Source organism: Stenotrophomonas sp. PS02297 (genome assembly GCF_029959705.1).
Taxonomy (GTDB): domain Bacteria; phylum Pseudomonadota; class Gammaproteobacteria; order Xanthomonadales; family Xanthomonadaceae; genus Stenotrophomonas; species Stenotrophomonas nitritireducens.
On record NZ_JASCOS010000146.1, the window covers coordinates 1 to 7,732 of the forward strand.

The following is a 7,732-nucleotide window of genomic DNA, read 5'->3' on the forward strand; positions in this document are numbered from 1 at the left end:
GTCGCGGCCGCTGCTGCCGGACCTGTTCCTCGACTGAGCCACCGCGATGGCCGCGGCCATCGCCCGGCGCCGCGGCCGCGATGGGGCATGCCGCCTGCTGCCTCCCGGTGCTGGTGCCGGCCGGGTTCGCCCGGGCCGGCAGCGCGTGGAGCAGCCGGCTCGTGCTTACGGCTCCAGCGGCTCGGGCAGTTCGTGCCCGCAGCGGTTGCAGTAACGCGCCGCCGGCTCGTGCCCCTCATGCCCGCAGACGACGCAGCCGCGGTCATCGCGGCGGCGCCGGCCGGCCGCGGCCTCGGCCTGGCGCATGCCGTTGGCCAGTTCGGCGGTGTAGATGCCGGTGGGCACGGCGATGATGCTGTAGCCGATCAGGATCAGCGCCGAGGTGACGAAGCGCCCCAGCGTGGTCTGCGGCACGATGTCGCCGAAGCCGACCGTGGCCATGGTCACCACCGCCCAGTACATGCTGGCCGGGATGTTGCTGAAGCCGTGGCTGGGGCCCTCGATCACGTACATCAGCGAGCCGGCGACGATGGCGATGGTGATCACCAGCGACAGGAACAGCAGGATCTTGCGGCGGCTGCGCCACAGCGCCTGCATCAGGATGCCGCTTTCCTCGATGTAGCGGGTCAGCTTGAGGATGCGGAAAACACGCAGGATGCGCAGGGCGCGTACCACCAGCAGGGTCTGCGCGCCGGGCAGCAGCAGCGAGAGATAGGTGGGCAGGATCGCCAGCAGGTCGATGATGCCCCAGATGCTGAGCGCATAGCGCAGCGGCCGCCGCACCACCAGCAGGCGCAGCGCGTACTCGGCGCTGAACAGCAGGGTGAAGCCCCATTCGGCCACGTAGAACCACGACGCCCAGGCGGCATGGATGTGCTGCACGCTGTCCAGCATCACCACCAGCACGCTGGCGACGATGGCGTAGACCAGCAGCAGGTCGAAATTGCGCGAAGGCCGGGTGTCGCGCCGGTAGATGATGTCGAACCAGCGGCGGCGCCAGCCGGTCTCGGAGGCGGGGTTCAGTTGCGGGGTCGAGAACAGTCGCATGGCGGCATTGTGCCGCAGCCCGCGTAATGGGAGAGAATGCGTCTTTCGCCCACCCTACTTGCCGGAACGCCATGACCGCTGTCGCCGAACCGCTGTTGTCCCTGTCCCAGTACTACCTGCCGGTGTACCGGCCCCGCCAGCTCGTGCTCGAGCGCGGCCAGGGCGCCCGCCTCTGGGATACGCAGGGACGCGAGTTCATCGACCTGGCGGCCGGCATCGCGGTGTGCAGCCTCGGCCACAACAACCCGGAGCTGAAGGCCGCGCTGCTGGCCCAGGCCGACAAGCTCTGGCACACCAGCAACATGTTCTACAGCGAGCCGCCGCTGCACCTGGCGCAGGAGCTGGTGGAGGCCTCGCGCTTCGCCAGCCGCGTGTTCCTGTGCAATTCCGGCGCCGAGGCCAACGAGGTGGCGATCAAGCTGGTGCGCAAGTGGGCCGCCGCGCAGGGCCGGCCGCCGGAGAAGCGCGTCATCCTCACCTTCCGCGGCAGTTTCCACGGTCGCACCCTGGCCACGGTGACCGCCACCGCCCAGCCCAAGTACCAGGAAGGCTACGAGCCGCTGCCGGGCGGTTTCCGCTATGCCGACTTCAACGACGTGGCGCAGCTGGAAGCGGCCATGGCCGGCGGCGACGTGGCCGCGGTGATGTTCGAGCCGGTGCAGGGCGAAGGCGGGATCATGCCGGCCTCGGCCGAGTTCATGCGCCGCGCCCGCGAACTGTGCGACCAGCACGATGCGCTGCTGGTGCTGGACGAGATCCAGGTCGGCATGGGCCGCACCGGCGAGCTGTTCGCGCACTGGAACTGGGGCGTGACCCCGGACATCGTCAGCCTGGCCAAGGCGCTGGGCTGCGGTTTCCCGGTCGGCGCCATGCTGGCCGGCCCGAAGGTGGCCGAGGTCATGGGCGTCGGCGCCCACGGCACCACCTTCGGCGGCAACCCGCTGGCCGCGGCAGTGGCGCGGGTGGCGCTGCGCACGCTGGCCTCGGACGAAATCCGCGCCAACGTCGCGCGCCAGTCGGCCGCGCTCAAGGCCGGGCTGGAAGCCATCGGCGCCGAATTCGGCGTGTTCGAGCAGGTGCGCGGCATGGGCCTGATGATCGGTGCGGTGCTCAAGCCCGAGTACGTGGCCGACATCGGCACGCTGCTGGACCTGGCCGCCGAAAAGCAGGTGCTGATCCTGCAGGCCGGCACCAGCGTGCTGCGCTTCGTGCCGCCGCTGAACATCACCGACGAGGAACTGGCCGAAGGCCTGAAGCGCGTGCGCGAGGCGATCGCGGCGTACGTGGCTTCGCGCTGATGCAGGAATGTGTGTTCTGCGCCATCCTGGCCGGCGAGCTGCCGGCCCGGATGGTGTGGGAAGACGCGCAGGTGGTGGCCTTCATGGACCTGCGCCAAGCCGTGCCCGGGCACGTGCTGGTGGTTCCACGGCAGCATGCCGAAACCCTCTACGCGCTGGATGAAGCCCTTGCGGGGCAGGTGATGCGCGTGGCGCACCGGGTGGCGCGGGCGTTGCGCGACACGCTCGCACCGGACGGGCTCAACCTGTGGCAGTCCAACGGCGAGGCCGGCGGACAGGAAGTGCCGCATTTCCATCTGCATGTGCAGCCGCGCAGACATGGAGACGGCCTGCTGGACGTCTACCCGATGGGCGTGCCGGTCCCTTCGACGATGGCGCAACTGGAGCCGTTGGCGACGCGGCTGCGCAACGCGCTGGGCGGCGGTTCACAGCAGGTGCCAGCGCCGCAGCACGCGGCGCAGTGACTGGGTGTGGTGCGCGGTGTCGGCGTGCAGGCCGGCGCTGCGCGCGCCCTGCACGTTGCGGAACAGATGGTCGATGAACAGCGTGCGCGCGGGTGCGCTGCCCAGCCTTTCGGCGGCGGCCAGGTAGATGTGCGGATCCGGCTTGCGCACGCCCAGCGCGGCGCTGCACAGCACGCCGGTGCCGGGCAGCAGGGCGGCGATCGCGGCCACGCTCAAGGGACCGTTGTTGGTGAGCACGGCGACGCGGATATCGGGGGGCAGCCGTTGCAGCAGGGCGAGCGTGTCGCGGCGCAGGACGCTGGCATGGGTGCGCGCGGCGAACCAGTCGGCAGCGGACAAGCGGCTGCCCAGACGCGCGTTCAGGGCCTGCAACAGCGCATCGCCATCGAGCTCGCCACGCGCGTGCGCCAGCTCCAGCCCTTCGCCACGCAGCAGTTCGTCGACCTGCGCCGGCATGCAGCCGGCTGCATCGGCCAGGTGCCGGAGATGGCGCGGATGGTCGTAGTCGGCGAGCAGGCCGTCAAAGTCGAGCAGCAGGGCGTGGATCATCGGAATCATGGATACCGCCCCCGTGGGAGCGGCATCCGTCGCGACCGAAACATTCCTGCGAAAGCGCCGGTCGCGGCCTGCATTGCCACTCCTGCACGGGCGAGGTGGAGGGCGATCAAGCGGCGGCGACCACCTTGAACGCTTCGCGTGCGGCGGCCAGGGTGGCATCGATCACCGCGTCGTCGTGCGCGCTGGACAGGAAACCGGCCTCGTAGGCCGACGGCGCCAGGAACACGCCGTGCTCCAGCATCGCGTGGAAGAAACGGTTGAACGCCGGGAGGTCGCAGGCGGTGGCCTGGGCGTAGGTCTCTACCTTCTCGTGGGTGAAGAACAGGCCGAACATCGCGCCGACGCAGGTGGTGGTGACGGCGACGCCGGCCTCGCGCGCGGCCGCTTCCAGCCCTTCGCACAGGCGTGCGGTACGCGCGGCCAGGGCATCGTGGAAACCCGGCTGCTGGATCAGCTCCAGCATCGCCAGCCCGGCGGCCATCGCCACCGGATTGCCGCTGAGCGTGCCGGCCTGGTAGATCGGGCCGGCCGGGGCGATCTGCTGCATCAGTTCGCGGCGGCCGCCATAGGCGCCCACCGGCATGCCGCCGCCGATGATCTTGCCGAAGGTGGTCAGGTCCGGAGTGATGCCGTAGTGCGCCTGCGCGCCGCCCAGCGCCACGCGGAAGCCGGTCATCACTTCGTCGAAGATCAGCAGCGTGCCGTGCTTCGTGCACAGCGCGCGCAGGTGCTGCAAATAGCCCTCGCGCGGCGGGATGCAATTGGCGTTGCCGACCACCGGCTCGATGATCAGGCCGGCGATCTCGCTGCCCTGCTGCTCGAACAGGGCGGTGGCCGCCTCGAAATCGTTGTAGGGCAGGGTGAGGGTGAGTTCGCTCAGGCCGGCCGGCACGCCCGGCGAGGTCGGCACGCCCAGGGTCAGCATGCCGCTGCCGGCCTTGACCAGGAACGAGTCGCCGTGGCCGTGGTAGCAGCCTTCGAACTTGACGATCTTGGCGCGGCCGGTGGCGCCGCGCGCCAGGCGGATCGCCGACAGCGTGGCCTCGGTGCCGGAGTTGACCATGCGCACCATCTCGCACGAGGGCACCAGGCCGGTGATGGCCTCGGCCATGGTCACTTCGGCCGGGCACGGCGCGCCGAACGACAGACCGTTGCCGATCGCCTGCTGCACCGCCTCGCGCACCGCCGGGTGGTTGTGGCCGACGATCATCGGGCCCCACGAGCCGACGTAGTCGATGTAGCGGTTGCCATCCACGTCGAACAGGTACGCGCCATCGGCGCGCTGCACGAAGAACGGCTCGCCGCCGACGGATTTGAACGCGCGCACCGGTGAGTTGACGCCGCCGGGCAGCAGCTTCTGCGCGCGGGTGAACAGGGCATGGGACTGGTCGTGGTTCAAGGACATGGCATCGCTGCGTGGCGGGGATTGCGCCCATTGTCCGCTTTCGCGCCGGGCGCTGCCACGCGCCGGGGAATCCATGACCAATGGCCTGCAAGGGGCGGGTGGGCGCATGCAAGAATGCGGGATGATCCGTTCCGAAGGGAGAGCCATGAAGTTCGATACGACGTTCAAGGCCGGCGCGCTGTCGGCTGCGCTGCTGCTGGTCTTCGCCGCGACCGCCCAGGCCGGTACCGGCCCGGAGAAGATTTCCGAACGCGCGCGCGCCATCCAGGCCCGCGCGATCAATCTCGATACCCATCTGGATACGCCGGCGCTGTTCTCGCAGCCGGGCTGGAAGATCACCGACCGCCATTCCTTCCAGGGCGACGGCTCGCAGGTCGACTACCCGCGCATGGTCGAGGGCGGGCTGGACGGCGGCTTCTGGGTGATCTTCACCGGCCAGGGCGAGCGCGATGCCGCCGGCAACCTGAAGGCGCGCGATGCCGGCCTGGTGCGTCTGTCCGAGATCCGCGAGATGGTCGCGGCCAACCCGGACAAGTTCGAACTGGCCACCACCGCCGACGACGCGGCGCGTATCAAGGCGGCGGGGAAGAAGTCGGTCTACATCAGCATGGAGAACGCCTACCCGCTGGAGCATGACCCCAGCCTGCTGGGTTTCTATTACAAGCAGGGGCTGCGGATGCTTTCGCTGGCGCACATCAGCCACAACGATTTCGCCGACTCGGCCGGCATGGGCGTGGCCCCGGCAGGCGAGCACGGCGGCCTGAGCGACAAGGGCAAGGCGATGATCGCCGAAGCCAACCGGCTGGGCATCATCCTCGACCAGTCGCATGCCTCCAACGCGGTGTTCGACCAGATGCTCGAACTGAGCAGGGCCCCGATCATCCTTTCGCACAGCGGCGCTTACGACGTGTTCGCGCACTCGCGCAACATCGACGACAGGCGCATCCGCGCGCTGGCGAAGAAGGGCGGCGTGATCCAGGTGAACTCGCTGGGCGGTTACCTGATCGACACCGGCGCCACCCCGGAGTACCGCGCCGAGCGGCGCAAGATCTATGAGTCCTTCGGCGACCGTCACGACCTGGGCGATGCCGAGCGCGAGCAGGTCAAGGCGCGGATGGCGGAGCTGGACGCGAAGTACCACATCCGCAAGGCCGATTTCGACGACTACATGCGCCACCTGCTGCACATCATCAAGGTGGCCGGCTGGGAGCATGTCGGCCTGGGCGCGGACTGGGACGGCGGCGGCGGTGTCGACGGCTACGAGGACATCACCGCGCTGCCCAAGGTGGTGCAGGCCCTGCTCGATGCCGGCTACGACGAGCGGCAGATCGGCGGCATCCTTGGCGGCAACACCGTGCGCCTGATCCGCGACGTACAGGCGCTGGCCGACCCGGCGGCGGTGAAGGCGGCGCTGGAGTAAAGCGCTGCCCTGCGGGAGCGGGGCCGTCCGCGATTGCTCCTGCGCCGACGCAACGGAGGGCGCTCGCTGACAACGCCCGGCTGGGCTTTGGCGGCAATGCTGCAGCGGGGCGTTGCCCCGCTCTACAAGGATGGCCGATGGCGCGGGTGCCTGTAGCGCCGGGCATCACCCGGTGGGGCCTGCCCGGTAATGCCCCAGCGGGGCGTTGCCCCGCTCTACATGGGCGGGACGATGGTGATGGCGCCCGTAGCGCCGGGCATCGCCCGGCGGGGCCTGCCCGGTAATGCTCCAGCGGGGCGTTGGGGACGATGGTGATGGCGCCTGTAGCGCCGGGCATCGCCCGGCGGGGCCTGCCCGGTAATGCCACAGCGGGGCGTTGCCCCGCTCTACATGGGCGGGACGATGGTGATGGCGCCCGTAGCGCCGGGCATCGCCCGGCGGGGCTTTGGCGGCAATGCCCAGAGGGGCGTGGCGCCGCTCTACGCGAAACAGGCCTGGTAGCCGCGCAGCGCGGCTACCGGATCGTCGGCGGCGAACACGCTGCTGATGACTGCGAGCAGGTCGGCGCCGGCCTCGACCAGCGGCGTGCTGTTGTCCGGAGTCAGTCCGCCAATCGCCACGCGCGGCACGCCCAGCGCGGCGGCCTCGCGCAGCAGGCGCGGATGCGCGCGCCGCGTGGTGGCCTTGCTGCGGCTGGGAAAGAACGCACCGAAGGCGACGTAGCTGGCGCCGGCGGCCACGGCACGTTGCGCCAGTTCGATCTGGTCGTAGCAGGACGCGCCGATGATGGCGCCGGGGCCGAGCAGGGCGCGCGCCGCGGCGATGTCGCCGTCGTCCTCGCCCAGGTGCACGCCGGCCGCGCCGATGGCGGAAGCCAGCGCGGCATCGTCGTTGACGATCAGCGGCACGCCGGCAACGGCGCACAGCGCCTGCAGGGCCAGAGCCTGTTCATGGCGGGTGGCGGCATCGGCCACCTTGTTGCGGTACTGCAGCCAGGTGGCGCCGGCGGCGAGCAGCGGGCGCGTGCGTTCGAGCAGGCGCGCGGTATCGGCTTCGTCGGGGGTGATCAGATAGACGCCGCGGGCGGCGCTGGGAGCGTGGGGCATGGATGGCTACCTGTACGGCGGCGGGAGTGGGACAATCAGCGGCCGCCCTTGTGTTGCCGTGATTATCCAATGCCTGACGCTCCCGCCTCCACTTTCCGCACCTGGATGTGCGTCGTCTGCGGCTTCATCTACAACGAAGCCGACGGCCTGCCAGAGGAAGGCATCGCCGCGGGCACGCGCTGGGAAGACGTGCCGGAGACCTGGACCTGCCCGGACTGCGGCACGACCAAGGACGATTTCGAGATGGTGGAGCTGGACTGAGGTCCAGCAGGCGCCGGGCGATGCCCGGTGCGCTTTCCCGGCGAAGCCCCAGCGGGGCGTTGCCCCGCTCTACACGGGACAGGGTTCTGTAGCGCCGGGCCGCGCCCGGCGGCGCTTTGCCGGTGAGGCCCCCGCGGGGCGTTGGCCCGCGCGACACGGGGCCGGGGTCTGTT

8 protein-coding genes are annotated in these 7,732 nt (G+C 70.1%); 4 read left to right on the forward strand and 4 right to left on the reverse strand.

Translation table 11 applies throughout. From position 1 onward, the window contains the following. Positions 1–165: 165 nt before the first annotated feature. On the reverse strand, positions 166–1,047 hold the full coding sequence (locus tag QMX80_RS17350; protein WP_282278425.1) for an ion transporter: 882 nt from the start codon (positions 1,045–1,047) through the stop codon (positions 166–168). A gap of 71 nt (positions 1,048–1,118) precedes the next feature. On the opposite strand from QMX80_RS17350, the gene QMX80_RS17355 reads away from it, so the two are divergent. Further along, on the forward strand, positions 1,119–2,345 hold the full coding sequence (locus tag QMX80_RS17355) for an acetylornithine transaminase (RefSeq protein ID WP_055771746.1): 1,227 nt from the start codon (positions 1,119–1,121) through the stop codon (positions 2,343–2,345). Further along, the gene (locus QMX80_RS17360; RefSeq protein WP_282278426.1) at positions 2,345–2,809 is read left to right on the forward strand and encodes an HIT family protein; all 465 of its coding nucleotides are present in this window, start codon (positions 2,345–2,347) and stop codon (positions 2,807–2,809) included. Before QMX80_RS17355 ends, QMX80_RS17360 begins: the two co-directional genes overlap by 1 nt. Here QMX80_RS17360 and QMX80_RS17365 read toward each other — a convergent pair. Then, complete coding sequence (locus tag QMX80_RS17365; protein WP_282278427.1) at positions 2,771–3,358, reverse strand: HAD-IA family hydrolase; 588 nt, start codon at positions 3,356–3,358, stop codon at positions 2,771–2,773. The genes QMX80_RS17360 and QMX80_RS17365 overlap by 39 nt on opposite strands. Before the next feature lie 115 nt (positions 3,359–3,473). Then, entirely contained in the window at positions 3,474–4,766 is a 1,293-nt protein-coding gene (gene hemL, locus QMX80_RS17370; RefSeq protein ID WP_282278430.1) for a glutamate-1-semialdehyde 2,1-aminomutase, read from the reverse strand. A 151-nt stretch (positions 4,767–4,917) separates the two neighbouring features. Between hemL and QMX80_RS17375 the strand changes: the two genes are divergently transcribed. Continuing rightward, positions 4,918–6,192: a membrane dipeptidase gene (locus QMX80_RS17375; protein ID WP_282278428.1), complete on the forward strand. Its 1,275-nt coding sequence runs from the start codon at positions 4,918–4,920 to the stop codon at positions 6,190–6,192. A 479-nt stretch (positions 6,193–6,671) separates the two neighbouring features. On the opposite strand, the gene thiE is transcribed toward QMX80_RS17375, so the two are convergent. Next, a complete protein-coding gene (thiE, locus tag QMX80_RS17380; protein WP_282278429.1) occupies positions 6,672–7,298 on the reverse strand; it encodes a thiamine phosphate synthase in 627 nt (208 codons plus the stop codon). 69 nt (positions 7,299–7,367) lie between these two features. On the opposite strand from thiE, the gene QMX80_RS17385 reads away from it, so the two are divergent. Beyond that, positions 7,368–7,559, forward strand: a complete 192-nt coding sequence (locus QMX80_RS17385; RefSeq protein WP_082443726.1) for a rubredoxin — start codon at positions 7,368–7,370, stop codon at positions 7,557–7,559. The last annotated feature ends 173 nt before the right edge of the window (positions 7,560–7,732 follow it).

Bases quoted from the DNA above. Each gene is read 5' to 3' on its own strand.
- QMX80_RS17365 (WP_282278427.1), bottom strand. From the start codon at position 3,358: ATGATCCACGCCCTGCTGCTCGACTTTGACGGCCTGCTCGCCGACTAC.
- thiE (WP_282278429.1), bottom strand. From the start codon at position 7,298: ATGCCCCACGCTCCCAGCGCCGCCCGCGGCGTCTATCTGATCACCCCC.
- QMX80_RS17350 (WP_282278425.1), bottom strand. From the start codon at position 1,047: ATGCGACTGTTCTCGACCCCGCAACTGAACCCCGCCTCCGAGACCGGC.
- QMX80_RS17375 (WP_282278428.1), top strand. From the start codon at position 4,918: ATGAAGTTCGATACGACGTTCAAGGCCGGCGCGCTGTCGGCTGCGCTG.
- QMX80_RS17385 (WP_082443726.1), top strand. From the start codon at position 7,368: ATGCCTGACGCTCCCGCCTCCACTTTCCGCACCTGGATGTGCGTCGTC.
- QMX80_RS17360 (WP_282278426.1), top strand. From the start codon at position 2,345: ATGCAGGAATGTGTGTTCTGCGCCATCCTGGCCGGCGAGCTGCCGGCC.
- QMX80_RS17355 (WP_055771746.1), top strand. From the start codon at position 1,119: ATGACCGCTGTCGCCGAACCGCTGTTGTCCCTGTCCCAGTACTACCTG.